The organism is Pseudomonas sp. SWRI51 (genome assembly GCF_014268825.1).
Taxonomy (GTDB): domain Bacteria; phylum Pseudomonadota; class Gammaproteobacteria; order Pseudomonadales; family Pseudomonadaceae; genus Aquipseudomonas; species Aquipseudomonas farsensis.
The window spans coordinates 1-24,991 of record NZ_JABWRG010000026.1 but is presented as its reverse complement, the minus strand read 5'-3'; the positions used below and the strand labels follow the sequence as shown (position 1 = coordinate 24,991).

Annotated in this window: 23 protein-coding genes; 17 read left to right on the top strand and 6 right to left on the bottom strand. The window is 62.8% G+C overall.

The window, feature by feature from the left end; genetic code table 11:
- Nucleotides 1-69 precede the first annotated feature (69 nt).
- The 12 genes from nuoC to HU720_RS10780 all read left to right on the top strand — a co-directional run bounded on the left by nuoC (nucleotide 70) and on the right by HU720_RS10780 (nucleotide 16,210).
- A complete protein-coding gene (gene nuoC, locus HU720_RS10835) occupies nucleotides 70-1,851 on the top strand; it encodes an NADH-quinone oxidoreductase subunit C/D (RefSeq protein WP_186519923.1) in 1,782 nt (593 codons plus the stop codon).
- 2 nt (nucleotides 1,852-1,853) lie between these two features.
- Nucleotides 1,854-2,351, top strand: a complete 498-nt coding sequence (gene nuoE, locus HU720_RS10830) for an NADH-quinone oxidoreductase subunit NuoE (RefSeq protein WP_186519922.1) — start codon at nucleotides 1,854-1,856, stop codon at nucleotides 2,349-2,351.
- Nucleotides 2,348-3,727: an NADH-quinone oxidoreductase subunit NuoF gene (gene nuoF / locus HU720_RS10825; RefSeq protein ID WP_186519921.1), complete on the top strand. Its 1,380-nt coding sequence runs from the start codon at nucleotides 2,348-2,350 to the stop codon at nucleotides 3,725-3,727. Before nuoE ends, nuoF begins: the two co-directional genes overlap by 4 nt.
- A 132-nt stretch (nucleotides 3,728-3,859) precedes the next feature.
- A complete protein-coding gene (gene nuoG, locus HU720_RS10820) occupies nucleotides 3,860-6,574 on the top strand; it encodes an NADH-quinone oxidoreductase subunit NuoG (protein WP_186519920.1) in 2,715 nt (904 codons plus the stop codon).
- Nucleotides 6,571-7,578, top strand: coding sequence for an NADH-quinone oxidoreductase subunit NuoH (gene nuoH, locus HU720_RS10815; RefSeq protein ID WP_186519919.1), 1,008 nt, complete (start codon nucleotides 6,571-6,573; stop codon nucleotides 7,576-7,578). The genes nuoG and nuoH overlap by 4 nt, the downstream gene beginning before the upstream one ends.
- Nucleotides 7,579-7,589: 11 nt before the next feature.
- Nucleotides 7,590-8,138 (top strand): NADH-quinone oxidoreductase subunit NuoI, encoded by a 549-nt coding sequence (nuoI, locus tag HU720_RS10810; RefSeq protein WP_039602697.1) that lies wholly within the window; start codon nucleotides 7,590-7,592, stop codon nucleotides 8,136-8,138.
- A gap of 10 nt (nucleotides 8,139-8,148) precedes the next feature.
- The gene (gene nuoJ, locus HU720_RS10805; protein WP_186519918.1) at nucleotides 8,149-8,649 is read left to right on the top strand and encodes an NADH-quinone oxidoreductase subunit J; all 501 of its coding nucleotides are present in this window, start codon (nucleotides 8,149-8,151) and stop codon (nucleotides 8,647-8,649) included.
- 3 nt (nucleotides 8,650-8,652) lie between these two features.
- Nucleotides 8,653-8,961 carry an NADH-quinone oxidoreductase subunit NuoK gene (gene nuoK / locus HU720_RS10800; RefSeq protein WP_023631349.1) on the top strand — a complete coding sequence of 103 codons (309 nt, stop codon included), beginning with the start codon at nucleotides 8,653-8,655 and terminating at the stop codon, nucleotides 8,959-8,961.
- Nucleotides 8,958-10,811, top strand: a complete 1,854-nt coding sequence (nuoL, locus tag HU720_RS10795; RefSeq protein WP_186519917.1) for an NADH-quinone oxidoreductase subunit L — start codon at nucleotides 8,958-8,960, stop codon at nucleotides 10,809-10,811. Before nuoK ends, nuoL begins: the two co-directional genes overlap by 4 nt.
- Before the next feature lie 49 nt (nucleotides 10,812-10,860).
- Complete coding sequence (nuoM, locus tag HU720_RS10790; RefSeq protein ID WP_186519916.1) at nucleotides 10,861-12,393, top strand: NADH-quinone oxidoreductase subunit M; 1,533 nt, start codon at nucleotides 10,861-10,863, stop codon at nucleotides 12,391-12,393.
- A gap of 7 nt (nucleotides 12,394-12,400) precedes the next feature.
- On the top strand, nucleotides 12,401-13,870 hold the full coding sequence (gene nuoN, locus HU720_RS10785; RefSeq protein ID WP_186519915.1) for an NADH-quinone oxidoreductase subunit NuoN: 1,470 nt from the start codon (nucleotides 12,401-12,403) through the stop codon (nucleotides 13,868-13,870).
- A 291-nt stretch (nucleotides 13,871-14,161) separates the two neighbouring features.
- Nucleotides 14,162-16,210, top strand: a complete 2,049-nt coding sequence (locus HU720_RS10780) for a TonB-dependent receptor (protein WP_186519914.1) — start codon at nucleotides 14,162-14,164, stop codon at nucleotides 16,208-16,210.
- A gap of 33 nt (nucleotides 16,211-16,243) precedes the next feature.
- Here HU720_RS10780 and HU720_RS10775 read toward each other — a convergent pair whose 3' ends face one another.
- Nucleotides 16,244-17,308 (bottom strand): AI-2E family transporter, encoded by a 1,065-nt coding sequence (locus HU720_RS10775; protein WP_186519913.1) that lies wholly within the window; start codon nucleotides 17,306-17,308, stop codon nucleotides 16,244-16,246.
- Between the two features lie 124 nt (nucleotides 17,309-17,432).
- On the opposite strand from HU720_RS10775, the gene yegQ reads away from it, so the two are divergent.
- The 3 genes from yegQ (at nucleotide 17,433) to HU720_RS10760 (ending at nucleotide 19,748) form a co-directional block, all read left to right on the top strand.
- Nucleotides 17,433-18,767, top strand: coding sequence for a tRNA 5-hydroxyuridine modification protein YegQ (gene yegQ, locus HU720_RS10770; RefSeq protein WP_186519912.1), 1,335 nt, complete (start codon nucleotides 17,433-17,435; stop codon nucleotides 18,765-18,767).
- 115 nt (nucleotides 18,768-18,882) lie between these two features.
- Nucleotides 18,883-19,311 (top strand): DUF411 domain-containing protein, encoded by a 429-nt coding sequence (locus HU720_RS10765; protein WP_186519911.1) that lies wholly within the window; start codon nucleotides 18,883-18,885, stop codon nucleotides 19,309-19,311.
- Complete coding sequence (locus tag HU720_RS10760) at nucleotides 19,311-19,748, top strand: YqaA family protein (RefSeq protein WP_186519910.1); 438 nt, start codon at nucleotides 19,311-19,313, stop codon at nucleotides 19,746-19,748. Before HU720_RS10765 ends, HU720_RS10760 begins: the two co-directional genes overlap by 1 nt.
- A gap of 38 nt (nucleotides 19,749-19,786) precedes the next feature.
- Here HU720_RS10760 and zapE read toward each other — a convergent pair whose 3' ends face one another.
- From zapE to HU720_RS10740, 4 genes are all read right to left on the bottom strand, one after another.
- Nucleotides 19,787-20,887 (bottom strand): cell division protein ZapE, encoded by a 1,101-nt coding sequence (zapE, locus tag HU720_RS10755; protein ID WP_238337682.1) that lies wholly within the window; start codon nucleotides 20,885-20,887, stop codon nucleotides 19,787-19,789.
- Between the two features lie 34 nt (nucleotides 20,888-20,921).
- Nucleotides 20,922-22,073 (bottom strand): PQQ-dependent sugar dehydrogenase, encoded by a 1,152-nt coding sequence (locus tag HU720_RS10750; protein WP_186519908.1) that lies wholly within the window; start codon nucleotides 22,071-22,073, stop codon nucleotides 20,922-20,924.
- A gap of 21 nt (nucleotides 22,074-22,094) precedes the next feature.
- On the bottom strand, nucleotides 22,095-22,415 hold the full coding sequence (locus tag HU720_RS10745; protein ID WP_186519907.1) for a hypothetical protein: 321 nt from the start codon (nucleotides 22,413-22,415) through the stop codon (nucleotides 22,095-22,097).
- 127 nt (nucleotides 22,416-22,542) lie between these two features.
- Complete coding sequence (locus tag HU720_RS10740; RefSeq protein ID WP_186519906.1) at nucleotides 22,543-22,806, bottom strand: hypothetical protein; 264 nt, start codon at nucleotides 22,804-22,806, stop codon at nucleotides 22,543-22,545.
- Between the two features lie 129 nt (nucleotides 22,807-22,935).
- Between HU720_RS10740 and HU720_RS10735 the strand changes: the two genes are divergently transcribed.
- On the top strand, nucleotides 22,936-23,256 hold the full coding sequence (locus HU720_RS10735) for a DUF883 family protein (protein WP_186519905.1): 321 nt from the start codon (nucleotides 22,936-22,938) through the stop codon (nucleotides 23,254-23,256).
- Nucleotides 23,257-23,268: 12 nt separating this feature from the next.
- On the opposite strand, the gene HU720_RS10730 is transcribed toward HU720_RS10735, so the two are convergent.
- Nucleotides 23,269-23,886, bottom strand: coding sequence for a tRNA-(ms[2]io[6]A)-hydroxylase (locus HU720_RS10730; protein ID WP_186519904.1), 618 nt, complete (start codon nucleotides 23,884-23,886; stop codon nucleotides 23,269-23,271).
- Between the two features lie 155 nt (nucleotides 23,887-24,041).
- Between HU720_RS10730 and HU720_RS10725 the strand changes: the two genes are divergently transcribed.
- Nucleotides 24,042-24,905, top strand: coding sequence for a universal stress protein (locus tag HU720_RS10725; protein ID WP_186519903.1), 864 nt, complete (start codon nucleotides 24,042-24,044; stop codon nucleotides 24,903-24,905).
- Nucleotides 24,906-24,991 lie beyond the last annotated feature (86 nt).

The following is a 24,991-nucleotide window of genomic DNA, read 5'->3' as shown; positions in this document are numbered from 1 at the left end:
CTGCCGCCCGCTCCCATGGAGCCGGCGGCCTGGCTTCATTCTTAACGTTGACCCAAAGCGACCGAGACCATGACAGCGGACAACGCTATTTTCATTCCGCCTTACAAGGCTGACGACCAAGATGTGGTCGTCGAACTGAACAACCGCTTTGGCGCCGAAGCATTCGTCGCCCAGGAAACCCGCACCGGCATGCCGGTACTGTGGGTCAAGCGCGCACAACTCAAGGAAGTGCTGAGCTTCCTGCGTGGCGTCGCCAAGCCCTACAGCATGCTGTACGACCTGCACGGCGTCGACGAACGCCTGCGCACCCAGCGCCGTGGCCTGCCCGCCGCCGACTTCAGCGTGTTCTACCACCTGCTGTCGATCGAACGTAACAGCGACGTGATGATCAAGGTGTCGCTCAGCGAAGGCGACCTCAACCTGCCGAGCGTGACCAGCATCTGGCCGAACGCCAACTGGTACGAGCGTGAAGTGTGGGACATGTTCGGCATCGACTTTGCCGGCCACCCGCACCTGAGCCGCATCATGATGCCGCCCACCTGGGAAGGTCACCCGCTGCGCAAGGACTACCCTGCCCGCGCCACCGAGTTCGACCCGTTCAGCCTGACCCTTGCCAAGCAGCAGCTCGAAGAAGAGTCGGCGCGCTTCAACCCCGAAGCCTGGGGCATGAAACGCCAGGGCGCCAACGAGGACTACATGTTCCTCAACCTTGGCCCCAACCACCCTTCGGCCCACGGTGCGTTCCGTATCGTGCTGCAATTGGACGGCGAAGAAATCGTCGACTGCGTCCCGGACATCGGCTACCACCACCGTGGAGCCGAAAAAATGGCCGAGCGCCAGTCGTGGCACAGCTTCATCCCCTACACCGACCGTATCGACTACCTCGGCGGGGTGATGAATAACCTGCCGTACGTGTTGGCCGTCGAGAAGCTGGCGGGCATCAAGGTGCCGCAGAAAGTCGACGTTATCCGCGTCATGCTTGCAGAATTCTTCCGCATCACCAGCCACCTGCTGTTCCTGGGTACCTATATCCAGGACGTGGGCGCCATGACCCCGGTGTTCTTCACCTTCACCGACCGCCAGCGCGCCTACACCGTGATCGAAGCGATCACCGGTTTCCGCCTGCACCCGGCCTGGTACCGCATCGGTGGCGTCGCCCACGACCTGCCACGCGGTTGGGAAAAACTGGTCAAGGACTTCGTCGATTGGCTGCCAAAGCGCCTGGACGAATACACCAAGGCTGCGCTGCAGAACAGCATCCTCAAGGGCCGTACCATCGGCGTTGCCGCGTACAACACCAAAGAGGCCCTGGAATGGGGCACCACCGGTGCCGGCCTGCGCTCCACCGGTTGCGACTTCGACCTGCGTAAAGCGCGCCCCTACTCCGGCTACGAGAACTTCGAGTTCGAAGTACCGCTGGCCCACAACGGCGATGCCTACGATCGCTGCATGGTCCGGGTCGAGGAGATGCGCCAGAGTATCCGCATCATCGACCAGTGCCTGCGCAACATGCCGGAAGGCCCGTACAAGGCGGATCACCCGCTGACCACGCCGCCGCCCAAAGAGCGCACCCTGCAGCACATCGAGACCTTGATCACTCACTTCCTGCAAGTCTCGTGGGGCCCGGTCATGCCGGCCAACGAGTCGTTCCAGATGATCGAGGCGACCAAGGGCATCAACAGTTACTACCTGACGAGCGACGGCGGCACCATGAGCTACCGCACCCGGATCCGCACCCCGAGCTACCCGCACCTGCAGCAGATCCCTTCGGTGATCAAAGGCAGCATGGTCGCGGACCTCATTGCGTACCTGGGCAGTATCGACTTCGTTATGGCTGACGTGGACCGCTAAGCATGAACAACACGCTTATCCAAACCGACCGTTTCGCCCTGAGCGAAACCGAGCGCTCGGCCATCGAGCACGAGATGCATCACTACGAGGACCCGCGCGCGGCGTCCATCGAAGCCCTCAAGATCGTGCAAAAGTCGCGCGGCTGGGTGCCGGACGGCGCGATCTACGCCATCGGCGAAGTGCTGGGCATCCCTGCCAGCGATGTCGAAGGTGTGGCCACCTTCTACAGCCAGATTTTCCGCCAGCCAGTTGGCCGCCACATCATCCGTGTGTGCGACAGCATGGTCTGCTACATCGGCGGCCACGAATCGGTGGTCAGCCAGATCCAGAGCGAGCTGGGCATCGGCCTGGGCCAGACCACCACTGACGGGCGCTTCACCCTGCTGCCAGTGTGCTGCCTGGGCAACTGCGACAAGGCCCCGGCACTGATGATCGACGACGACACCTTTGGCGACGTGCAGCCTGCTGGCGTTTCCAAGCTGCTGGAGGGTTACGTATGACCATTACTTCCTTCGGCCCGGCCAACCGCATTGCGCGCTCGGCCGAAACCCACCCGCTGACCTGGCGCCTGCGTGACGACGGCGAGCCGGTCTGGTTGGCCGAGTACCAAACCAAGAACGGCTACGCGGCGGCGCGCAAGGCCCTGGCCGAGATGTCGCAGGACGACATCGTGCAGAGCGTCAAGGACTCGGGCCTGAAGGGCCGTGGCGGCGCAGGCTTCCCCACCGGCGTGAAGTGGGGGCTGATGCCCAAAGACGAATCCATGAACATCCGCTACCTGCTGTGCAACGCGGATGAAATGGAGCCGAACACCTGGAAAGACCGCATGCTGATGGAGCAACAGCCCCATCTGCTGATCGAAGGCATGCTGATCAGCGCCCGCGCGCTGAAGGCCTACCGCGGCTACATCTTCCTACGTGGCGAATACACCACTGCAGCCAAGAACCTCAACCGTGCCATCGATGAAGCCAAGGCCGCTGGCCTGTTGGGCAAGAACATCCTGGGTTCGGGCTTTGACTTCGAGCTGTTCGTGCACACCGGCGCCGGGCGTTACATCTGCGGTGAAGAAACCGCACTGATCAACTCCCTCGAAGGCCGCCGCGCCAACCCGCGCTCCAAGCCGCCCTTCCCTGCCGCCGTTGGTGTGTGGGGCAAGCCGACGTGTGTGAACAACGTCGAAACCCTGTGCAACGTGCCGGCCATCGTCGCCAACGGCAACGACTGGTACAAGTCGCTGGCCCGTGAAGGCAGTGAAGACCACGGCACCAAGCTGATGGGCTTCTCTGGCAAGGTAAAAAACCCCGGTCTGTGGGAGCTGCCATTCGGCGTGACCGCACGCGAGCTGTTCGAAGACTACGCCGGCGGCATGCGGGACGGCTTCAAGCTCAAGTGCTGGCAGCCAGGCGGCGCCGGTACTGGCTTCCTGCTGCCTGAGCACCTGGACGCACAAATGTACGCAGGCGGCATCGCCAAGGTCGGCACCCGTATGGGTACGGGCCTGGCCATGGCCGTGGACGACAGCGTCAACATGGTCTCGCTGCTGCGCAACATGGAAGAGTTCTTCGCCCGTGAGTCGTGCGGCTGGTGCACCCCGTGCCGCGACGGTCTGCCATGGAGCGTGAAGATGCTGCGCTCGCTGGAAGCCGGCCAAGGCCGAGCCGAAGACATCGAGACCCTGCTGGGGCTGGTCAACTTCCTCGGCCCAGGCCGTACCTTCTGTGCTCACGCACCAGGTGCCGTCGAGCCGCTGGGCAGTGCCATCAAGTACTTCCGCTCCGAATTCGAGGCCGGTGTCGCACCAGCAAGCGCTGCCGACACCCTGCGCCCGAACCTGGCCAAGCCGATCGCGTCCGGGCCGGTTGTGGTCGGCGCATAACAAGATAGACAGCGGGTGGTCCGTGCCACCCGCCAGCCTGCAGGCCGGCCCGAACGATTCGAGGCCGGCCGCGGGCTCACCGATTTCCATTAGCCACGCCCGCTCACGCGGGCCAACGAAGAACTTTGAACCATGGCCACTATCCACGTAGACGGCAAAGCGCTCGAAGTCAACGGTGCAGACAACCTGTTACAGGCCTGTCTGTCGCTCGGCCTCGACATCCCTTATTTCTGCTGGCACCCGGCGCTCGGAAGCGTCGGTGCCTGCCGGCAGTGCGCGGTCAAGCAGTACACCGACGAGAACGACACCCGTGGTCGCATCGTCATGTCCTGCATGACCCCTGCCTCCGACGGCACCTGGATCTCCATCGAAGACGAAGAGTCCAAGGCGTTTCGCGCCAGCGTCGTCGAATGGCTGATGACCAACCACCCACACGATTGCCCCGTGTGTGAGGAAGGCGGCCACTGCCACCTGCAAGACATGACGGTAATGACCGGCCACAACGAGCGCCGTTACCGCTTCACCAAGCGTACCCACCAGAACCAGGACCTCGGCCCGTTCATTTCCCACGAAATGAACCGCTGCATCGCCTGCTACCGCTGCGTGCGCTACTACAAGGACTACGCCGGCGGCACCGACCTGGGTGTGTACGGCGCCCACGACAACGTGTACTTCGGTCGCGTTGAAGACGGCGTGCTGGAAAGCGAGTTCTCCGGCAACCTCACCGAGGTCTGCCCGACCGGTGTGTTCACCGACAAGACCCACTCCGAGCGCTACAACCGCAAGTGGGACATGCAGTTTGCCCCAAGCATCTGCCATGGCTGCTCCAGCGGCTGCAACATCAGCCCCGGCGAGCGTTACGGTGAACTGCGCCGTATCGAGAACCGTTTCAACGGCTCGGTGAACCAGTACTTCCTGTGCGACCGTGGGCGCTTCGGCTATGGCTACGTCAACCGCAGCGACCGCCCACGCCAGCCACTGCTGGCCGACGGCAGCAAGCTGTCGCTGGACGCCGCCCTGGACAAGGCTGCCGACCTGCTGCGCGGCCGCACCATCGTCGGTATCGGCTCGCCACGCGCCAGCCTCGAGAGCAACTACGGCCTGCGTGAGCTGGTCGGCACCGAGTACTTCTACTCGGGTATCGAAGCCGGTGAGCTGGCCCGCGTGCGCCTGGTGCTCGATGTACTGAACAACAGCCCGCTGCCCGTGCCTACCTTGCGCGACATCGAAGACCACGACGCTGTGTTCGTGCTCGGCGAAGACCTGACCCAGACCGCCGCCCGCGTAGCACTGGCCGTGCGCCAGGCGACCAAGGGCAAGGCCGAGGCAATGGCCGATGCCATGCGCGTGCAGCCATGGCTGGACGCCGCCGTGAAGAACATCGGCCAGCACGCGCTGTACCCGCTGTTCATCGCCTCGCTGGCTGAAACCAAGCTCGACGACGTCGCCGAGGAATGCGTCCACGCAGCCCCTGCGGACCTCGCCCGCATCGGTTTCGCCGTGGCCCACGCCATCGACCCGAGCGCCCCTGCCGTTGCCGGCCTGGACGACGAAGCCAAGGCCCTGGCCCAACGCATCGCCGATGCACTGGTTGCCGCCAACCGCCCATTGGTGGTTGCAGGCACCTCGCTGGCCGACCCCGCCCTGATCGAAGCCGCTGCCAACATCGCCAAGGCCCTCAAGCTGCGCGAGAAGAACGGTTCGCTGACTCTTGTCGTACCTGAGGCCAACAGCCTGGGCCTGGCCATGTTGGGTGGCGACTCCGCCGATGCCGCGCTGGATGCGGTCATCAGCGGCAAGGCCGATGCCATCGTGGTGCTGGAAAACGACCTGTACGCGCGCCTGCCGGCGGCCAAGGTCGACGCGGCCCTGGCGGCTGCCAAAGTGGTCATCGTTGCCGACCACACCAAGACTGCCACCCTGGACCGCGCCCACCTGGTGCTGCCAGCGGCGTCGTTCGCCGAAGGCGACGGCACCTTGGTCAGCCTCGAAGGCCGCGCCCAGCGTTTCTTCCAGGTGTTCGACCCGCAGTACCTGGACAGCAGCATCCAGATCCATGAAGGCTGGCGCTGGATGCACGCCCTGCGTGCCACCCTGCTCAACAAGCCGGTGGACTGGACGCAGCTTGACCAGGTCACCAGCGCGTGCGCCGAAGCCGCCCCGCAACTGGCCGGCATCGTCAACGCAGCGCCAAGCGCGGCATTCCGCATCAAGGGCATGAAGCTTGCCCGTGAGCCGCTGCGTTACTCCGGCCGTACCGCCATGCGCGCCAATATCAGCGTGCACGAGCCACGTACCCCGCAAGACAAGGACACCGCGTTCGCCTTCTCCATGGAAGGCTATTCGGGTTCGGCCGAACCGCGCCAGCAGGTGCCGTTCGCCTGGTCGCCGGGCTGGAACTCGCCGCAGGCCTGGAACAAGTTCCAGGACGAGGTGGGTGGCCATCTGCGTGCAGGTGACCCGGGCGTGCGCCTGATCGAAAGCCAAGGCGACCGCCTGAGCTGGTTCAACGCCATTCCCGGTGCGTTCAACCCGGCCCGTGGCACCTGGACCGCCGTACCGTTCTTCCACCTGTTCGGCAGCGAAGAGAACTCCTCGCGCGCAGCCCCGGTGCAGGAGCGCATCCCTGCGCCATACGTGGCCCTGGCCAAGGCCGAAGCCGACCGCCTGGGTGTCAACGAAGGCGCGTTGCTGAGCCTGTCGGTGGCCGGCGTTTCGCTGCGCCTGCCGCTGCGTATCAATGAAGAGCTGGGCGCAGGCCTGGTTGCGTTGCCCAAAGGCCTGGCCGGCATCCCACCAGCCATCTTCGGTGCACCCGTCGAAGGCCTGCAGGAGGCAGCACAATGAGCTGGTTCACCCCCGAAGTGATCGACGTGATCCTCACCGTCGTGCGCGCCATCGTGGTGTTGCTGGCGGTGGTGGTGTGCGGCGCCTTGCTCAGCTTCGTCGAGCGCCGTCTGCTGGGCTGGTGGCAGGACCGTTACGGCCCGAACCGCGTAGGCCCGTTCGGCATGTTCCAGATCGCTGCCGACATGCTGAAGATGTTCTTCAAGGAAGACTGGAACCCACCTTTCGTCGACCGCATGATCTTCACCCTGGCACCGGTTGTGGCCATGAGCGCCCTGCTGATCGCCTTCTGCGTGATCCCGATCACCCCGCTGTGGGGCGTGGCAGACCTGAACATCGGCCTGCTGTTCTTCTTCGCCATGGCGGGCCTCTCGGTGTACGCGGTGCTGTTCGCCGGCTGGTCGTCGAACAACAAGTACGCCCTGCTGGGCAGCTTGCGGGCCTCGGCGCAGACCGTCTCCTACGAGGTGTTCCTGGGCCTGGCGCTGATGGGTGTGGTGGTCCAGGTGGGCTCGTTCAACATGCGCGACATCGTTGAATACCAGGCCCAGAACCTGTGGTTCATCATTCCGCAGTTCTTCGGCTTCTGCACCTTCTTCATCGCCGGCGTCGCCGTGACTCACCGTCACCCGTTCGACCAGCCCGAAGCGGAGCAGGAACTGGCCGACGGCTACCACATTGAATATGCCGGCATGAAATGGGGCATGTTCTTCGTGGGTGAGTACATCGGCATCATCCTCATCTCGGCGCTGCTGGTAACCCTGTTCTTCGGCGGCTGGCACGGCCCGTTCGGCATTTTGCCGCAACTGTCGTTCCTGTGGTTCGCACTGAAGACCGGCTTCTTCATCATGCTGTTCATCCTGCTGCGCGCCTCGATCCCGCGCCCACGCTATGACCAGGTGATGGACTTCAGCTGGAAGTTCTGCCTGCCGCTGACCTTGATCAATTTGCTGGTGACCGCTGCGATCGTGCTTTACAACACGCCAGCCGTCGCGGCCCAGTGAGGATTTGACCCATGTTCAAATATATCGGCGACATCGTTAAGGGCACCGGCACTCAGCTGCGCAGCCTGGCCATGGTGTTCTCCCACGGGTTCCGCAAGCGCGACACCCTGCAATACCCGGAAGAAGCGGTATACCTGCCGCCGCGCTATCGCGGCCGCATCGTGCTCACGCGCGACCCCGACGGTGAAGAGCGCTGCGTGGCGTGCAACCTCTGCGCGGTAGCCTGCCCGGTCGGCTGCATCTCGCTGCAGAAGGCCGAAACCGAGGACGGCCGTTGGTACCCCGAGTTCTTCCGCATCAACTTCTCGCGTTGCATCTTCTGCGGCCTGTGTGAAGAAGCGTGCCCGACCACCGCAATCCAGCTCACCCCGGATTTCGAAATGGCCGAGTTCAAGCGTCAGGACCTGGTGTACGAGAAAGAAGATCTGTTGATCTCCGGCCCCGGCAAGAACCCTGACTACAACTTCTACCGTGTTGCGGGCATGGCCATCGCTGGCAAGCCGAAAGGCGCTGCACAGAACGAAGCCGAGCCGATCAACGTGAAGAGCTTGCTCCCATAAGGACAGAAAGATGGAATTCGCTTTCTACTTTGCATCCGGGATCGCCGTGGTCTCCACCCTTCGGGTGGTTACCGGCACCAACCCCGTGCACGCCCTGCTCTACCTGATCATTTCGCTGATTTCCGTGGCAATGATCTTCTTCTCCCTCGGTGCACCGTTTGCTGGCGCCCTGGAAGTGATCGCCTACGCCGGCGCCATCATGGTGCTGTTCGTGTTCGTGGTGATGATGCTGAACCTTGGGCCGGCTTCGGTCGCCCAGGAACGTGGCTGGCTCAAGCCGGGCATCTGGGCGGGGCCAGTGCTGCTGGGCGCGCTGCTGCTGCTCGAACTGCTCTACGTGCTGTTCGCCAGCCCGAGCGGCGCTGCCATCAGCGGCACCACCGTGGACGCCAAGGCCGTGGGCATCAGCCTGTTCGGCCCTTATCTGCTGGTGGTCGAACTGGCCTCGATGCTGCTGCTCGCTGCAGCCGTCACCGCCTTCCACCTGGGCCGCAACGAGGCGAAGGAGTAAATCATGGGTGCTATCCCTCTCGAGCATGGTCTGGCGGTCGCCGGCATCCTGTTCTGCTTAGGTCTGGTTGGCCTGATGGTCCGCCGCAACATCCTCTTCGTGCTCATGAGCCTGGAAGTCATGATGAACGCTGCTGCCCTGGCGTTCATCGTCGCCGGTGCCCGTTGGGTACAACCCGACGGCCAGGTGATGTTCATTCTGGTGATCAGCCTGGCAGCCGCCGAGGCCAGCATTGGCCTGGCGATCCTGCTGCAGCTGTATCGCCGCTTCCACACTCTCGACATCGATGCTGCCAGTGAGATGCGCGGATGAACCTACTCTTCCTGACTTTCGTCTTCCCCCTGATCGGCTTCCTGCTGCTGTCGTTCTCGCGCGGGCGCTTCTCGGAGAACCTGTCGGCGCTCATCGGCGTGGGTTCGGTAGGCCTTTCGGCCGCCACCTCCGCCTACGTGATCTGGCAGTTCAACGTGGCCCCACCTGAAGGCGGCGCCTACAGCCAACTGCTGTGGCAGTGGATGTCGGTTGACGGCTTTGCACCTAACTTCACCCTGTACCTGGATGGCCTGTCGGTCACCATGCTCGGTGTGGTGACCGGTGTCGGCTTCCTGATCCACCTGTTCGCGTCCTGGTACATGCGTGGCGAAGCCGGTTACTCGCGCTTCTTCTCGTACACCAACCTGTTCATCGCCAGCATGCTGTTCCTGATCCTGGGCGATAACCTGCTGTTCATCTACTTCGGCTGGGAAGGCGTGGGCCTGTGCTCGTACCTGTTGATCGGTTTCTACTACAGCAACCGCAACAACGGTAACGCAGCGCTAAAGGCGTTCATCGTCACCCGTATCGGCGACGTGTTCATGGCCATTGGCCTGTTCATTCTGTTCGCCCAGCTGGGTACGCTGAATGTGCAGGAACTGCTGGTGCTGGCACCGCAGAAGTTCAAGGCTGGTGACACCTGGATGGTGCTGGCCACCCTGATGCTGCTCGGTGGTGCGGTCGGTAAATCGGCGCAGTTGCCGCTGCAGACCTGGCTGGCCGACGCGATGGCAGGCCCGACCCCGGTTTCGGCACTGATCCACGCCGCAACCATGGTCACCGCAGGTGTCTACCTGATCGCCCGTACCAACGGCCTGTTCCTGTTGGCACCGGATATCCTGCACCTTGTGGGTGTGGTGGGTGGCGTGACCCTGGTACTGGCCGGCTTCGCCGCGCTGGTGCAGACCGACATCAAGCGTATCCTCGCCTACTCGACCATGAGCCAGATCGGCTACATGTTCCTGGCCTTGGGCGTAGGTGCCTGGGACGCGGCAATCTTCCACCTGATGACCCACGCGTTCTTCAAGGCCCTGCTGTTCCTTGCCTCCGGTGCGGTGATCGTTGCCTGCCACCACGAGCAGAACATCTTCAAGATGGGCGGCCTGTGGAAGAAACTGCCGCTGGCCTACGCAAGCTTCGTGGTCGGTGGTGCTGCCTTGGCCGCCCTGCCGATCCTGACCGTGGGCTTCTATTCCAAGGATGAAATCCTCTGGGAAGCCTTCGCCAGCGGTAACAGCGGCCTGCTGTATGCCGGCCTGCTGGGCGCCTTCATGACCTCGCTGTACACCTTCCGCCTGATCTTCATCGCCTTCCACGGCGAAGCCAAGACCGAAGCCCATGCTGGCCACGGCATCAGCCACTGGCTGCCGCTGGGTGTGCTGATCGTGCTGTCGACCTTCATCGGTGCATGGATTCACCCGCCACTGGCAGGCGTACTGCCGCAGAGCGCAGGCCACGCCGGTGGCGAAGCCAAGCACTCGCTGGAGATCGCTTCGGGCGCTATCGCCATCGCCGGTATCCTGCTGTCGGCCATGCTGTTCCTGGGCAAGCGCCGCTTCGTCAGCAGCATCGCCAACAGCGGCATCGGCCGTGTGCTGTCGGCCTGGTGGTTCGCCGCCTGGGGCTTCGACTGGATCTACGACAAGCTGTTCGTCAAGCCTTACCTCTTGATCAGCCACCTTCTGCGCAAGGACCCGGTTGACCACGGTATCGGCCTGATCCCGCGCCTGGCGCGTGGCGGCCACGTCGCCATGAGCAAGACCGAGACCGGACAACTGCGCTGGTACACCGCGTCCATCGCCATCGGTGCCGTACTGGTACTTGGCGCTGTAGTAGTGGCGGCGGTATGACCATGAACGTTGCGAACCTTGCGACTCTGCAAAAGGAAACGAACCCGTCATGATTTTGCCTTGGCTGATCCTGATTCCTTTCATCGGCGGCTTCCTGTGCTGGCTGGGTGAGCGCTTCGGCTCTACCCTGCCGCGCTGGATCGCGCTGCTGACCATGTCCCTGCTGCTCGGCATCGGCCTGTGGCTGTGGGCGAACGGTGACTACACCCTGGCCCCGGCCCCTGGCGCAGAACCTGCCTGGGCGCTGGAATACAAAGTCGAGTGGATCAAGCGCTTCGGCATCAGCATCCACCTGGCGCTGGATGGCCTGTCGCTGCTGATGATCCTGCTGACCGGCCTGCTCGGCGTGCTGTCGGTGTTGTGCTCGTGGAAAGAGATCCAGCGCCACGTCGGCTTCTTCCACCTCAACCTGATGTGGATCCTGGGCGGTGTGGTCGGTGTGTTCCTGGCACTGGACCTGTTCCTGTTCTTCTTCTTCTGGGAAATGATGCTGGTGCCGATGTATTTCCTCATCGCGCTCTGGGGCCATAGCTCGGCAGACGGCAAGAAGACCCGGATCTACGCTGCCACCAAGTTCTTCATCTTCACCCAGGCCAGCGGCCTGATCATGTTGGTGGCGATCCTTGGCCTGGTGCTGGTGAACTACAACACCACCGGCGTGCTGACCTTCAACTACAGCGACCTGCTCAAGGCCGAACTGCCGCCTGGCGTGGAATACGTGCTGATGCTGGGCTTCTTCATCGCCTTCGCGGTGAAGCTGCCAGTGGTACCGTTCCACTCCTGGCTGCCAGACGCCCATGCCCAGGCACCGACCGCAGGCTCCGTGGACCTGGCAGGTATCCTGCTGAAGACCGCCGCCTACGGCCTGCTGCGCTTTGCCCTGCCGCTGTTCCCGAACGCCTCGGCCGAGTTCGCGCCAATCGCCATGACCCTGGGTCTGATCGGCATCTTCTACGGCGCCTTCCTGGCCTTCGCTCAAAGCGACATCAAGCGCCTGATCGCGTTCTCCAGCGTCTCGCACATGGGCTTCGTGCTGATCGGTATCTACTCCGGCAGCCAGCAAGCCCTGCAAGGCGCCGTGATCCAGATGCTCGCCCACGGTGTATCGGCAGCAGCGCTGTTCATCCTCTCCGGCCAACTGTACGAGCGCCTGCACACCCGTGACATGCGCCAGATGGGCGGCCTGTGGCACCGCATCGCGTACCTGCCGGCCATCAGCCTGTTCTTCGCCGCGGCCTCGCTGGGCCTTCCGGGTACCGGCAACTTCGTCGGCGAGTTCCTGATCCTGATCGGCAGCTTCGCCCACGTGCCTTGGATCACCGTGATTGCCACCACTGGCCTGGTGTTCGGTTCGGTGTACTCGCTGATCATGATCCACCGCGCCTACTTCGGCCCGTCCAAGGCCGATACCGTGCTGGCCGGCATGGACGCGCGCGAGCTGATCATGGTGCTGGGCCTGGCCGTGCTGCTGATCGTGCTGGGCGTGTACCCGCAGCCGTTCCTCGACACCTCTGCCGCCACCATGAGTGGTGTGCAGCAGTGGCTCGGTTCCGCTTTCACTCAACTCGCTTCGGCCCGGTAAGAGCGCTATGGAATTCACCACTCAACACTTCATCGCATTGGCGCCGATGCTGATCACCACCATCACCACGGTGGTGGTGATGCTGGCGATCGCCTGGAAGCGCAACCACTCGCAGACCTTCCTGCTGTCCACCGTGGGGCTGAACCTGGCCCTGCTGTCGATCCTGCCGGCACTCAAGGTTGCACCGCTGGCGGTCACAACGCTTGTGACCATCGACAAGTTCGCCTGCCTGTACATGGCGGTCATCCTGATCGCCACGCTGGCCTGCGTAACCCTTGCTCATGCTTATCTGGGTGAAGGCTCCAAAGGCTTCCCGGGCAACCGTGAAGAGCTTTACCTGCTGCTGCTGATGTCGGCACTGGGCGGCCTGGTGCTGGTCAGCGCCAACCACCTGGCTGGCCTGTTCATCGGCCTGGAGCTGCTGTCGGTGCCGGTCTACGGGCTGGTGGCGTACGCGTTCTTCAACAAGCGCTCGCTCGAAGCTGGCATCAAGTACATGGTGCTGTCGGCAGCAGGTTCTGCGTTCCTGCTGTTCGGCATGGCGCTGCTGTACGCCGATGCCGGCAGCCTGACCTTCGACCAGCTGGGCAAGGCCCTGGCGACCACCAGCATGCCGAGCCTGCTGGCACAGCTGGGCCTGGGCATGATGCTGGTAGGTCTGGCCTTCAAACTGTCGCTGGTGCCATTCCACCTGTGGACGCCGGACGTGTATGAAGGTGCTCCGGCACCTGTCGCCGCGTTCCTGGCAACCGCCAGCAAGGTAGCGGTGTTCGCTGTTCTGGTGCGCCTGTACATGCTCTCCCCGGCTGCCAGCAGCGGTGTGCTGAGCACCGTACTGGCCGTCATCGCAGTGGCCTCGATCCTGGTCGGCAACCTGCTGGCGCTGACCCAGAGCAACCTCAAGCGTCTGCTCGGTTACTCCTCCATCGCCCACTTCGGCTACCTGGTCATCGCCCTGGTTGCCAGCAAGGGCATGGCCATGGAAGCAATGGGCGTGTACCTGGTCACCTACGTGATCACCAGCCTTGGCGCCTTCGGTGTGATCACGCTGATGTCCTCGCCATACGCGGGCCGTGACGCCGACGCGCTGTACGAGTACCGCGGCCTGTTCTGGCGCCGCCCGTACCTGACCGCCGTGCTGACCGTGATGATGCTGTCGCTGGCGGGCATCCCGCTCACTGCTGGCTTCATCGGCAAGTTCTACATCATCGCCACTGGCGTCGAGTCGCACCTGTGGTGGCTGGTCGGCGCCTTGGTGGTGGGTAGCGCCATCGGTGTCTACTACTACCTGCGCGTAATGGTCACCCTGTACCTGGTGGAGCCGAACCTGCGCCGCCACGATGCCCCACTGAAGTGGGAACAGCGTACCGGTGGCGTCATGCTGCTGGCCGTCGCCATTCTTGCGTTCGTGCTGGGTGTGTACCCGCAACCCCTGCTGGAGCTGGTGCAGCAGGCTGGTTTGCACCTGGTCGGCTGATTGGCTGGCTGATGTAAAACAAACCCCGCCTCGGCGGGGTTTCTTTTTGCCCCGAAATACCGTTGAACACAGTCTGTGTAGGAGCGGCCTTGTGTCGCGAAAGGGGTGCGAAGCGCCCCCAGGATATTTGAATCAAGCTGATACGGCCGGGGCCGCGTTGCGACCCTTTCGCGACACAAGGCCGCTCCTACACAGACCATGTCCGGACGCGATAGTGATGTCATACGCGTCACTGTGCTTCATCTGCTCTTCGAAGCGTCAGACTCCCGCACTCGATCTGGAACCCGCCCCATGCGCCCCACCCTGCCCTCTTCCTTGCTGGCCCTGTTGGTCGCTGGCACCACCCAGGCCGCTGGCCGCGTCGAACTCGACGAAGTCGTGATCCGCGACCAACCGCAGAGCGAACAGGAAGCTGCCGCCCAGCGCCTGCGTGAAATCCCCGGCGCCAGCAACCTGGTGGACATGAACGAGGTCGGCCAGGGCCGGGTGGCGAGCAATCAGGATGTCTTGGCCTACCAGCCGGGGGTGTTTGCCCAGTCGGCCGGAAACGATGGCATCAAGCTGTCGATCCGTGGCTCGGGCATCAACCGTGCCCCCGGCGCCCACGGCTCGGGGGTTTACACGATGTTCGACGGGCTGCCGTTGACCGGCCCCGGTGGCACCCCATACGAGCTGTTCGAGCCACTGTGGCTGAGCCGCGCCGAGGTGCTGCGCGGTGCCAACGGCTTCGAGCAGGGCTCGCTGGCGCTGGGTGGGGCGATTAATTACGTCACGCACACCGGCTACGACGCCGCGCCCCTGCAGGTGCGCTACGAGGTCGGCAGCCGTGGCTATCAGCACCGGCATGTGAGCTCCGGTCAGGTGCTGGGCAACCTCGATTACTACGTTGCCCTCACCGACTCCGAATACGACGGTTACCAGAAACACAGCAGCGGCAGCGCCAAAGGTATTGCCGCCAACGTTGGCTATCGCTTCAACCCGAACCTGGAAACACGCTTCTATCTGCGCTACCGCGAGACCGAGAACGAGCTGGCCGGGCGCTTGACCAAGGCGCAGATCAAACACGATCCGCGCGCGGCGAACTCTGCCTACCTGGCCCGCAACGACAGCCGCCCACAACCAGGCAGCACATGGGTGGGCAACAAGACCACATTCTTCCTGGACGACGATTCACGCCTGGAAGCGGGCCTTGTGTATCACGACTTCCCCATGGACTTGCGTGAAGGTGCAATGCGACTGAAGGTTGCATACACCGATGTCAGCGGCACGCTGAACTACATCCGGCGCGACACGCTGTTTGGTCACGAGAGCAAAACCACCGTCGGCTGGCGCACCACCAAGCATCTGCCCAACAGTGGCGCGTCGCAGTTTTCGCGGGTTGACGATATTGTCGGCGCGCGCACTCGCGACTTCAGTTATCAGGGCTCGGACACCGTACTGCACGCCAGCAACGACCTTGAGTTGGTCCCTGACCTGTGGCTCACCACCGGCATGGCGATGATCTACACCCGGCGTGAGAGCGCTGTGACTTATCCGGCTAGTGGCGGCAAAGTCAGCCAGCACGACTGGGACTATGCCCCGCGGGTGGGCCTGCGTTACGACATCAACCCACAGTTGCAGGTGTACGGGAACCTCAGCCGCTCGGTGGAACCGCCGCATCCATGGTCGCTGATCTGGGGGTCTACGGTCGCTACCCAGCCCATCGAGCTGCAGAACCAGACAGCAACTACCCTGGAACTCGGCGCCCGTGGCGATTCGGCTATCGGCCGTTGGGATCTCGCCTGGTACTACTCGCAGGTACGCCATGAGCTGCTCGCAGTCGAGATCGTCGCCGGCCTGCCTGCCAAGGAATCCAACGCCAGCCCCACCGTGCACCAGGGCGTCGAAGCCGGCCTGGACAGCACCCTCTGGGAGCAAGCGGGCGCCGGCAAGTTGAGCCTGCGTCAGGCCTACACCTTCAGCGACTTCCACTACCGCGACGACGACGAGTTCGGCGGCAACCGCCTGCCCGGCATCCCGATGCACTACTACCAGGCCGAACTGCGCTACGGCTGGCCGAGCGGGCTGTATGCCGGGGTCAACGCGCAACTGGCTTCCAAGGTGCAGACCGACTACGCCAACAGCTATCACGCCGATGCCTATGCCCTGCTTGGCGCGCGCCTTGGCTGGGACTCGCCGAAGCAGGACTGGCAAACCTGGCTGGACCTGCGCAACCTGACCAACAAACGCTACGCAGCGACAGTTACGCCAGGCTACAACGATGCAGGGCTGGACGTGGCCCGCTCGACACCGGGCGAAGGGTTTGGCGTATACGCCGGGGTGTCCTACAGCTTCCGTTGAGGGACGGGCCGCGGGGCAACCTCGCGGCCCTGTTCACGACGGCAACTGCACCTGTTGCTTGTTCGAGGCAAGGATTGCCCAGCTGGAAATGAACAGCGCGGCGATCAGCGGCCCGATCACAAAGCCATTGAGGCCGAATACCGAAAGCCCGCCGAGGGTGGACACCAGAATCAGGTAGTCGGGCATGCGCGTGTCCTTGCCGACCAGGATCGGGCGCAGCACGTTGTCGACCATGCCGATTACCAGCACCCCGAACGCAGTCAGCACGATGCCTTGCCAGGTCGAACCGGTCAGCAGGAAGTACGCCGCCACAGGCGCCCAGACGATCCCCGCGCCCACAGCCGGCAACAGCGACAGAAACGCCATCAACACCGCCCATACCAGCGCACTGGGAATACCCAGCACCCAGAAGATCAAGCCACCCAGCGCCCCTTGGGTGATCGCCACCAGCAGGTTGCCCTTGACCGTCGCACGCACCACACGCTTGAACTTCAATTGCAGGCGGCGCTTCTGGTGCTCGGGCAGCGGTACTGCCTGGCGCACTTTGCGCGCAACTTCTGCGCCCTCGCGCAGGAAGAAGAACAACACGTACAACATGATGCCGAAGCTCACCAGAAAATCGAACGTGCCCTGGCCGAAGCTGAAGGCTTGGCTGGCGAGAAACTGGCTACCCTGGGTCGCCCACTTGGTGATCTTGTCGCGCAGCCCGTCGAGGTTGCCCATGCCAACCCGGTCCAGTGCATGCTGGGCGTAGCCGGGCAACATGTCCTTGCCGCGCTCGATATAGCCGGCAATGTCCAACTGGCCACTTTCGATGCGCTGGTAGAGCGAGGCGCCCTCCTGCACCAGCAAGGCACTGATGACGATGACCGGCAGGATCGCGATCAGCAGGCAGATAGCCAGCGTGGTGGCGGTTGCCAGGTTGCGTCTACGCTCGAAGCGCATCACTAAACGGCGCTGCAATGGCGCGAAGAGGATGGCCAGAATGACTGCCCAGAAAATCGCCCCGAAGTACGGCAGCAGGATCCAGATGAACGCGATGGTGACCACTGCAAGCAGCACGGTCAGGGCTTTGTTCTGTAATACGGTTTGGTTCATGGGCAATCCTCAGGGGTTCAAAAGCTTAGTGCTCCAGGCAGTGGCAAAAGTGCCGTTGATTCAGGTCAATACTGGTATTGCCGCGCCGTTCTAGCATCCGCGCCTTTTGCCCACGGTGCGCCCCATGACCTCCCCCACCCCACCCGAACTGCTGGCCCCTGCCGGCACCCTCAAAAGCATGCGCTACGCCTTCGCCTATGGCGCCGATGCGGTATACGCCGGCCAGCCGCGCTACAGCCTGCGGGTGCGCAACAATGAATTCGACCACGCAACCCTGGCCCAAGGCATCGACGAGGCCCATGCCTTGGGCAAGCGCTTCTATGTGGTGGTCAACATTGCCCCGCACAACGCCAAGCTCAAGACCTTTCTCAAGGACATCGCGCCGGTGATCGCCATGGGCCCGGACGCGCTGATCATGTCCGACCCCGGGCTGATCATGCTGGTGCGCGAACATTTCCCGCAGATGCCGGTGCACTTGTCGGTGCAGGCCAATACGGTCAACTGGGCCAGCGTGCAGTTCTGGCAGCGCATGGGCCTGACCCGGGTGATCCTGTCGCGTGAACTGTCCCTCGAAGAGATCGAGCAGATCCGCGAACAGGTGCCAGACATGCAACTGGAGGTGTTCGTGCACGGCGCGTTGTGCATGGCCTATTCAGGCCGCTGCTTGCTGTCGGGCTACCTGAACAAGCGCGATGCCAACCAAGGCAGTTGCACCAACGCCTGCCGCTGGAAGTACCAGGCCAACCCCGCCAACGAAAATGCCACCGGCGATATCGTCCGCGAGTACGAGCCAACGCTTGGGCTCGGCAGCCCCACCAGCCAAGTGTTCCTGCTCCAGGAAAGCAACCGCCCTGGCGAGGAAATGCCGGCGTTCGAAGATGAGCACGGCACCTACATCATGAATGCCAAGGACCTGCGCGCCATCCAGCACGTCGAGCGCCTGAGCCGCATGGGTGTGCACTCGCTGAAGATCGAAGGCCGTACCAAGTCGCACTTCTACTGCGCGCGAGCCGTGCAGTCCTATCGCAAGGCGATCGACGATGCTCAGGCTGGCCGGCCGTTCGACCGCGGCCTGATGGACAACCTGGAATCCCTAGCCCAGCGCGGCTACACCGAAGGCTTCCTGCGCCGCCACGTGCATGACGAATACCAGAACTACCAGCGTGGTAATTCGGTATCCGAGCGCCAGCAGTTCGTTGGCGAACTGACCGGGGTACGTGTGGATGGCCTGGCGGAGGTCAAGGTGAAGAACCGCTTCGCCATCGGCGACCATCTGGAGCTGATGACGCCACAGGGCAACTATCACTTCGACCTGCAGCGCTTGCATAACCGCCAGCAGCAGGCTATCGAGGTGGCACCCGGCGATGGCCACGTGGTGTACCTGCCCATCCCTGAGCAGGTGGCGCTGGAATACGGCCTGTTGATGCGCGACCTCGGCAACGACGAGACGCCTGCCTGACAGACCTGTAATCTGTGCGTCAGGCCCCTGACAGCTGCGCCAGATAAAGTGACTACGGGGCAACCCGCGTTCCCCAGCCCAACTCAATAGTGTGCAGTTTCACAGGAGCCTCACCATGCCGCGCAAACATCTGCTGACCTTCGCCCTGCTGGCCATTAGCGGGTTGGTGCAGGCCGCCGAAACCATCGATGTGTATCGCGACCCTAGCTGCGGTTGCTGCAAGGCATGGATCAAGCACCTGAGCGACAACGGTTTCACCGTCAATGACCATGTCGAGCCGAACATGAGCGCGGTCAAGCAACGCCTCGGCGTGGCTCCGCGCCTGGCTTCATGCCACACCGGGGTGATCAACGGCAAGTTCGTCGAAGGCCACGTGCCGGCTGAGCAGGTACGGCTGCTGGCCGAGCGCGACGACCTCAACGGCGTGGCAGTGCCGGGTATGCCCATGGGCTCGCCGGGCATGGAAATGGGTGATCGCAAGGATGCCTACCAGGTGATCGGAGTGACTAACGCAGGCCAGGACACCGTAGTCGCCCAATACTGATGCTCAGCCTCTGGGCGCTGTTCCTCAGCGCCTTCGGCGCAGCCACCTTGTTGCCGTTGCAGTCCGAAGCGGTACTGGTCGGCCTGCTGCTGCGCGAGCCGCACGCCTGGGCGATATTGCTGTTGGTCGCCACCGTGGGCAATGTGCTCGGCTCGGTGGTCAACTGGTTGCTGGGGCGGGGTATCGAACGGCTGCGTGACCGCCGCTGGTTCCCTTTCAGCCCCAGGCAACTGGAGCGTGCCCAGCAGCGCTACCAGCGCTGGGGCCAATGGTCGTTGCTGCTGAGCTGGATGCCGGTGATCGGCGACCCGCTTACGCTGATTGCCGGTATCATGCGCGAACCCTTCTGGCGCTTCCTGCTGCTGGTCAGCATGGCCAAGGCCGGGCGCTACCTGGTGGTGGCCATATTGACCTTGGGCTGGGTTCACAGCGGGTAACGTCTAGAATGCCGACGCTTCAACCCGGTCTCGCGTATTCAGGCAAAGCGCTGCAATTGCATCTCCCGCAGCCGGCTGAGGGTGCGCTGGTAAGGGAACGCCAGATAGCCTTTGGTGTACAGCGCTTCCAGCGGCACTTCGGCCTCCAGGTACAACGGCACCCGCCGGTCGTAGCATTCGTCTACCAAGGCGATGAAGCGGCGTACGCTGTCATCCTTCGGCGCCAACGTCGGCAGTTCGCGGTCGCCGGCCAGCACACGCGCTGCGCCGTCCTCAGTACCACGGGCAATACGCCCCGCGGCTTGCTCGCCGCTCAGCGCCGGAATACCGCCCAGCAGGATCGCCGGGAAGCGGTCGCACAGCCCCATGAAGTCGATAGCGGCCAATGGTTGCTCGCACAGGTCGGCAAAGCGGCACCAAAGGGCCTGCGGGCTGTGGCGCAGCACAGGGATCAGGCGCGAACCCAATTGCACCGGTTGCGTGCTGCCAGCATCGCTCGGGCTCAATTGTTTGAACACACGCTGTAGCGCATCGGGCTGTGCCACCCAGTAACGCTGCTGCTGAGCGCCGGGGTGCAAGCGATGGTCCTGCCCGCCAGCCACTGGTATCACCCGCATATGCTGTTGGATGGCGGCGATAGCTGGGAGGAAGCGTTCGCGGTTGAAGCCATCGCGGTACAGTTGGTCGGGCGGCTGGTTGGAGGTGGCGACAATCACCACGCCTTCCTCGAACAGCACCTGGAACAGCCGACCAAGAATGATCGCATCGCCTATGTCGCTGACGAACAGCTCGTCGAAGCACAACACACGTATTTGCCCGGCAAGTCCACGAGCCAGGGCCTTGAGCGGGTCTGCGGTGCCATTGAGCTGAAACAGCCGCTGGTGCACCCAGGCCATGAAGTGGTGAAAGTGCTGGCGGCGGGCAGCGGTGGGCAGGCAGCGGTGGAACAGGTCCATCAGCCAGGTCTTGCCACGGCCAACCGGCCCCCAGAGGTACAGCCCCTGGGGGCGGCCACCGCACTGCAACGCCTCGAAGCAAGCCTGCAAGGCGGCGACAGCGGCGGCCTGGGCCGGGTCCAGAGCAAACCCGCGCTCGCTGAGCGCCTGGTGGTAGAGCGATTGGGGATTCATGGCCGGCATGGTACGCCAGTTGGCAGCTGCTGCGCAGGATGGGCTATGAGTCCTTGCGCAGGCCAACCTTGAGCAGCGCGCCGTCCTTGTCGTCCGTCAATACATACAGGTAGCCGTCCGGGCCGACCCGCACGTCACGGATACGCGCTTTCAGGTCGCCGAGCAGGCGCTCCTCATGCACCACCTTGTCGCCGTCGAGTTGCAGCCGGATCAGTTCCTGGGTCGCCAATGCGCCAATGAACAGGTTGTGGTCCCACTCGGTGAAAGTGGGGTTGTCATAGAAGGCCATGCCGCTGACGCCGGGCGATTTTTCCCAGACGTGATGCGGGTCGACCATGCCATCGACGTGTTTACCCTTCGCTTCCGGGATTGGCAGCATCGAATAGTTGATGCCGTGGGTCGCAACCGGCCAGCCGTAGTTCTTGCCGGGCTTGGGAATGTTGATCTCGTCGCCGCCACGCGGGCCGTGCTCGTTAGTCCATAGTTCACCTGTCCACGGGTTCAGCGCAGCGCCCTGCTGGTTGCGGTGGCCGAACGACCAGATCTGCGGCTGCACATTGTCGCGACCAACAAAAGGGTTGTCCTTGGGGACTTCGCCGCCAGGGAGAATGCGCACCACCTTACCCTGAAGCTTGTCCAGGTCTTGGGCGGTGGCGCGCTGGTTGTTCTCACCCAAGGCGATAAACAGGTAGCCATCACGGTCGAAGACCAACCGCGAGCCAAAGTGATTACCGACCGACAGCTTCGGTTGCTGGCGGAAAATCACCGTGAAGTTTTCCAGACGGGTTTTGTCCTCGGACAATTGGCCACGGCCGACCGCAGTACCGGCTTTGCCGTCGCTGCCCTCCTCAGCAAACGACAGGTACACCGTGCGGTCCTTGTCGAACTGCGGCGACAGCGCAACATCCAGCAGCCCGCCCTGCCCTTCGGCCCAAACCTTGGGCACACCGTTCAAGGGCGGCCCGACCTTGCCGTCGGTGTTGACGATGCGCAGGTTGCCTGAGCGCTCGGTGACCAGCATGTCTTGGCCACCCGGCAGAAAGGCCAGCGCCCACGGGTTGCGCAAGCCATTAGCGACGGTTTTGACCGTCAGCATGCCTTCTTCACTGGGGAACTGCTGTTCGACTGCGGCCGTGGCCAGCAACGGGAAAAGGCTGGCCGCAGCCAGGGTGGACAGCCAGGTACGTAACGTCATGCTCGGTTCCTTCGAAAGGGCTCAGGGCGCATGCTGCGAATCGCGCGGTGGGCGGGTAGGTTCGAGGTTAGGGGCCTGTGGTTGGCGGCGCAGGTTATCACCGTTGCCAATGCCGCGATTTTCAAGCGTCGGCGGCCGCGGATTGGGCTGGGTGCCGGGGCCGCGTACCGCCGGGGTGGCCGGGACGCTGCCCTGACGACTGTTGGGGTTGGCGCGTTGAATCGGGCTGTTGTAGGGGTTGTTGCTGTCGCTGGCGGCAAGCAGCAGCGGTGGCGCCACAGGCGCGGCGTGCAGGGGCAGGCTCAGCAGCAAGCCAAGGGCCAGTGTTGGCAACAGGTTCATGCTTCACCTCCTCCACGAAAAAGCGCGCCTGGGCGTTGGATAGCCTAAGGCGCGCTGGGTTCGATGCGAATGAGGGAATGCTTTCGTGATGTTTCAACGCACAGCCGGCAACGGCTTTGGACAGTGATTAGCGGCCTGAGTTGGCGGCGGCCATCATCTTGTTCACTTCGCTGCGCACCAGGCTCGTGAATTCAGGTGGCGACATGCTTTCGAACTCGCCCCGCACCCATTCCGCCCATTTGCCCTTGCGCCGCGGCTTCTCGGCAATCAAGCGGCCGGCTTCGGCTTTGGCCTTGCCGAGGTTGGCTTGCCAATAGGCGAATAAACGCGCCTTTTCTGCCTCGATCTGCGCCCTTTCCTGGTAGCTCATGTTGGCCAGATTGAAACTCATGGGGAAATACCTGCCACTGAAAAATGGGCGCTATCTTACACCGTGCCGCGAAGCCATCGGCAGTCTGCTGCAACTTTCCAGACGCAACGGCATCAACTGTTGACCCAAACCTTTCATGAGGATGTTCACATGGCCAGGAAAAACGGCGCGCAATCGAACAGCGACCAGATCAAGGATCAGGTATTCAGCGAGCTGCAGGCATTGATCGAAGAGTCGGAAAAACTGCTCAGCGACAGCGCTGCGCTGGTGGGCGAAGAGGCCGAAACCCTGCGCGCGCAAATTGGCCAGAAACTGAGCCAGGCCCGTCAGGCTACCACCCGCCTTGGCCAACGTGCGCAGCCGGTGGTCGATGCCACCCAGGAATACATTGGCGGCCATCCGTGGCAGACGGTGGCCATTTCTGCAGGTTTTGGCCTGGTAGTCGGCTTGCTGCTGGGGCGCCGCCAGTAACGGCAGCGACGCTCAGGCAGCCAGGGCCAAGGGGATGCCGCTGTGAAAGCGCATCTCTTGGTCGGGCGAGGTAATCAGCTCCACCTCAGCCTGACGCACCTTCTCCACCACCAAGGCGATGTCCTGTGCATCGCCATAATGGTGGGCAAGCTTAAGATACCCCTGATAATGCCGCGCTTCGCTCTTGAGCAAACCGTTGTAGAACTTGCCAAGTTCCTCGTCCAGGTGCGGCGCAATCGCAGCAAAACGCTCGCAACTGCGCGCTTCAATAAATGCCCCCACCACCAGCGTGTCTACCAACTTCACCGGCTCGTGAGCACGCACAAGGCGGCGCAGGCCCGATGCATAGCGCCCGGCTGAAACGGGGCGTAGCGGCACACCACGGCGCTTCATGATGCGCAATACCTGCTCGTGGTGGACCAGCTCTTCACGGGCCAGGCGCGACATCATATTGATCAGCTCTGGATGCGCGTTGTATTTGGCGATCAAGCTGAGCGCGGTACTGGCCGCCTTGAACTCGCAATTCTTGTGGTCGATCAACAGCGTTTGCTGGTCGGCGAGCGCCGCTTCGATCCAGGCATCGGGGGTGCGGCAACCGAGAAAGGCTTCGATTTCAGGAATCAGGGACATGGCACTCACAATCAGACAGGCATCCTCAGGGGCCGTGGATTATACCGGCGGCAGCGGCAGGTGCCAGTGTCTATGCTTGATTCACGTCAAGCGGCGTCACGAGCAGCGCTGGCTATAGTCAGCCATCGGTCGTCATTCACAACGGAGTTTCAGCCATGCAAGCCGTTCGCAGTATTCTGGTCGTTCTCGACCCGCACCACGCCCACAGCCGTGCCCTGACCCGCGCCAAGCTTATCGCCGGGGTGACCGGCGCACGCCTGCACTTGCTGATGTGTGACAAGAAGCAGGAACACAGTGCATTGCTGAGCTTGCTTAGCAGCCAGTTGCACGACGACGGGTACGACAACGTCAGCCATGAACAAATCTGGAAAGACAGCCTGCATGAGTCGATCATCGCCGTGCAGCAGGCCGAAGGATGCGAGCTGGTAATCAAGGAGCATTCCCCTGATAACCCTCTGCGCAAGGCATTGCTCACCCCCAGTGACTGGAAACTGCTGCGTCTATGCCCAAGCGCCGTGCTGATGGTCAAGAGCGAACGCCCCTGGACGGGCGGCGTTATCCTGGCGGCCGTGGATGTGGGTAACCAGGATGAGGATCATCGTCACCTGCACGCCAGCATCATCGACCACGGCTTCGCCATTGCCGGCCTGACCAAGGGTGAATTGCATGTGATCAGTGCGCACCCCTCCCCCATGCTCTCGGCATCAGACCCTGTTCTGCAACTGAGTGAATCGATCGAACGACGCTACCGAGAAGCCTGCAAAGCCTTCCAAGCCGAGTTTGATATCAGTGACGACAGGCTGCACGTGGCAGAAGGGCCAGCAGATGTGCTGATTCCCTATACCGAACAGAAGTACGACGCAGTGGTCACCATTATCGGCACCGTTAGCCGCACCGGTATCTCCGGAGCATTGATCGGTAATACGGCGGAGGTGGTGCTTGATGCCCTGGAGGGCGACGTGCTGGTGCTCAAAAGCGAAAAGGCGGTTGAGCACCTGGCAGAGCTGGCACAAGCCTAGAGATTCTTGCGCCAGAAAGACAAAACCCCTACCTGCATGCGCAGATAGGGGTTTTGCGAAATGAATCTTGACGATGACCTACTCTC

Excerpts from the sequence above, each read along its gene's own strand:
- nuoC (WP_186519923.1), top strand. The coding sequence starts at position 70 with ATGACAGCGGACAACGCTATTTTCATTCCGCCTTACAAGGCTGACGAC.
- nuoE (WP_186519922.1), top strand. The coding sequence starts at position 1,854 with ATGAACAACACGCTTATCCAAACCGACCGTTTCGCCCTGAGCGAAACC.
- nuoF (WP_186519921.1), top strand. The coding sequence starts at position 2,348 with ATGACCATTACTTCCTTCGGCCCGGCCAACCGCATTGCGCGCTCGGCC.
- nuoG (WP_186519920.1), top strand. The coding sequence starts at position 3,860 with ATGGCCACTATCCACGTAGACGGCAAAGCGCTCGAAGTCAACGGTGCA.
- nuoH (WP_186519919.1), top strand. The coding sequence starts at position 6,571 with ATGAGCTGGTTCACCCCCGAAGTGATCGACGTGATCCTCACCGTCGTG.
- nuoI (WP_039602697.1), top strand. The coding sequence starts at position 7,590 with ATGTTCAAATATATCGGCGACATCGTTAAGGGCACCGGCACTCAGCTG.
- nuoJ (WP_186519918.1), top strand. The coding sequence starts at position 8,149 with ATGGAATTCGCTTTCTACTTTGCATCCGGGATCGCCGTGGTCTCCACC.
- nuoK (WP_023631349.1), top strand. The coding sequence starts at position 8,653 with ATGGGTGCTATCCCTCTCGAGCATGGTCTGGCGGTCGCCGGCATCCTG.
- nuoL (WP_186519917.1), top strand. The coding sequence starts at position 8,958 with ATGAACCTACTCTTCCTGACTTTCGTCTTCCCCCTGATCGGCTTCCTG.
- nuoM (WP_186519916.1), top strand. The coding sequence starts at position 10,861 with ATGATTTTGCCTTGGCTGATCCTGATTCCTTTCATCGGCGGCTTCCTG.
- nuoN (WP_186519915.1), top strand. The coding sequence starts at position 12,401 with ATGGAATTCACCACTCAACACTTCATCGCATTGGCGCCGATGCTGATC.
- HU720_RS10780 (WP_186519914.1), top strand. The coding sequence starts at position 14,162 with ATGCGCCCCACCCTGCCCTCTTCCTTGCTGGCCCTGTTGGTCGCTGGC.
- HU720_RS10775 (WP_186519913.1), bottom strand. The coding sequence starts at position 17,308 with ATGAACCAAACCGTATTACAGAACAAAGCCCTGACCGTGCTGCTTGCA.
- yegQ (WP_186519912.1), top strand. The coding sequence starts at position 17,433 with ATGACCTCCCCCACCCCACCCGAACTGCTGGCCCCTGCCGGCACCCTC.
- HU720_RS10765 (WP_186519911.1), top strand. The coding sequence starts at position 18,883 with ATGCCGCGCAAACATCTGCTGACCTTCGCCCTGCTGGCCATTAGCGGG.
- HU720_RS10760 (WP_186519910.1), top strand. The coding sequence starts at position 19,311 with ATGCTCAGCCTCTGGGCGCTGTTCCTCAGCGCCTTCGGCGCAGCCACC.
- zapE (WP_238337682.1), bottom strand. The coding sequence starts at position 20,887 with ATGCCGGCCATGAATCCCCAATCGCTCTACCACCAGGCGCTCAGCGAG.
- HU720_RS10750 (WP_186519908.1), bottom strand. The coding sequence starts at position 22,073 with ATGACGTTACGTACCTGGCTGTCCACCCTGGCTGCGGCCAGCCTTTTC.
- HU720_RS10745 (WP_186519907.1), bottom strand. The coding sequence starts at position 22,415 with ATGAACCTGTTGCCAACACTGGCCCTTGGCTTGCTGCTGAGCCTGCCC.
- HU720_RS10740 (WP_186519906.1), bottom strand. The coding sequence starts at position 22,806 with ATGAGTTTCAATCTGGCCAACATGAGCTACCAGGAAAGGGCGCAGATC.
- HU720_RS10735 (WP_186519905.1), top strand. The coding sequence starts at position 22,936 with ATGGCCAGGAAAAACGGCGCGCAATCGAACAGCGACCAGATCAAGGAT.
- HU720_RS10730 (WP_186519904.1), bottom strand. The coding sequence starts at position 23,886 with ATGTCCCTGATTCCTGAAATCGAAGCCTTTCTCGGTTGCCGCACCCCC.
- HU720_RS10725 (WP_186519903.1), top strand. The coding sequence starts at position 24,042 with ATGCAAGCCGTTCGCAGTATTCTGGTCGTTCTCGACCCGCACCACGCC.